This is a genomic window from Lutibacter sp. HS1-25 (assembly GCF_004121075.1).
Lineage (GTDB): Bacteria > Bacteroidota > Bacteroidia > Flavobacteriales > Flavobacteriaceae > Lutibacter.
In genome coordinates, this window is record NZ_RHLN01000119.1 from 1 (window position 1) to 1,495 (window position 1,495).

At 28.2% G+C, this 1,495-nt stretch carries 2 protein-coding genes; both read left to right on the forward strand.

Annotation, left to right across the window (positions count from 1 at the left end):
* The first annotated feature begins 16 nt into the window (after nt 1–16).
* Nucleotides 17–319 carry a helix-turn-helix domain-containing protein gene (locus EC396_RS12815; protein ID WP_129366992.1) on the forward strand — a complete coding sequence of 101 codons (303 nt, stop codon included), beginning with the start codon at nt 17–19 and terminating at the stop codon, nt 317–319.
* A gap of 169 nt (nt 320–488) precedes the next feature.
* Nucleotides 489–1,385 (forward strand): tetratricopeptide repeat protein, encoded by an 897-nt coding sequence (locus tag EC396_RS12820; RefSeq protein WP_129366993.1) that lies wholly within the window; start codon nt 489–491, stop codon nt 1,383–1,385.
* Nucleotides 1,386–1,495: the final 110 nt, after the last annotated feature.

Sequence of the window (1,495 nt, forward strand, 5' to 3'; positions counted from 1 at the left end):
TTAAAAGCAGAGTATTATGAAAACAAATAAAAATATTAAATCATTTGATTCACATCTTGAGGAAAATTATGGCAAAACAGGAACTCAATCAAGAGATAAATTTGAGGAGGAATTTGAGACTTTTAAAATTGGAGTATTGATCCAAGAGGCTCGAAAAAGACAACAATTAACCCAAGAGGAACTCGCAGACAAAGTTGGAACAACTAAGAATTATATTTCGAGAATAGAAAATAATGCAAGTGATATTCGACTTTCAACATTAATGAGAATTATAAAAGATGGACTTGGGGGGAATTTAAAGTTGTCTTTAGATTTATAGATGATAAATTACTACTGGCAACAACTCATAAAATTTATGCTTACTTTTAAACTAAATAACGAACTAACAAACATTCAACTAACGATTTGCTACGTCCGAAAAATCTCCGATTTTCCAGTCGCACAAATCTTATAAAAGCCCGTTGGCAACAATTAGAACAACAAAAAAAATGAAAAAAAATATTGCTATTATAGTTGCATTGATAAGTTCAATTCAATTTTTCGGACAAAATTATCGTACTGAATTTCTAGAATATATTGAGACAAATGATACTATTAAACAAGTTGAAGTTTTAAAAAAATGGGAAATTGCTTCTCCAAATGACCCTGAATTATTTGTTAGTTATTTTAATTATTATTTCTTAAAAGGAAATAAAGAAGTTCTAACAGTCTCAACCAAGGAACCAAAAGAAGATGGTTTTATATTAAAAGATAGTTTAAATAATACTGCTGGTTATTTAGCTAGTGAAATTTATTTAGACAATTCAATTATTCAAAAAGGAATTGATAAAATTAGCGAAGGAATTAAATTATTCCCTAACAGATTAGATATGAGATATGGGAAAATCTATACTCTTGGTCAAATTGAGGATTGGGATAAATTCACAAGTGAAATAATTAAGACAATTGAGTATTCAAAAATAAATAACAATCATTGGACTTGGACAAATAATGAATCTGTAGAGGATTCTGAAAACTTTTTCCTTACTGGATTACAAGATTATCAAATGCAACTTTACGATTCGGGAAAAGATGAATTATTATTAAATATGAGAAATATTTCCGAGTCAATATTAAAAATTTACCCAAATCACATTCCGAGCCTTTCAAACATATCAATAACATATTTATTAACTGGAGAGTTTGATAGAGCAATCGAAACTTTATTAAAAGCTGAAAAAATTGATGAGAGTGACTATATTATTCTTGCTAATATTGCACACGGATATAAATTAAAAGGAGATATAAAAAAAGCTATTGCATATTATGAAAAAGTAATAATTTTTGGAGACGAAGAAACAAAAGAGTTTGCTAGAAATCAGATAAATGATTTATCGAAAGAATAAAACTGTTGCCAACAACTCATAAAATTTATGCTTGCATTTAAACTAAATAACGAACCGACAAACATTCAACTAACGATTTGCTACGTCCGAAAAATCTCCGATTTTCCAGT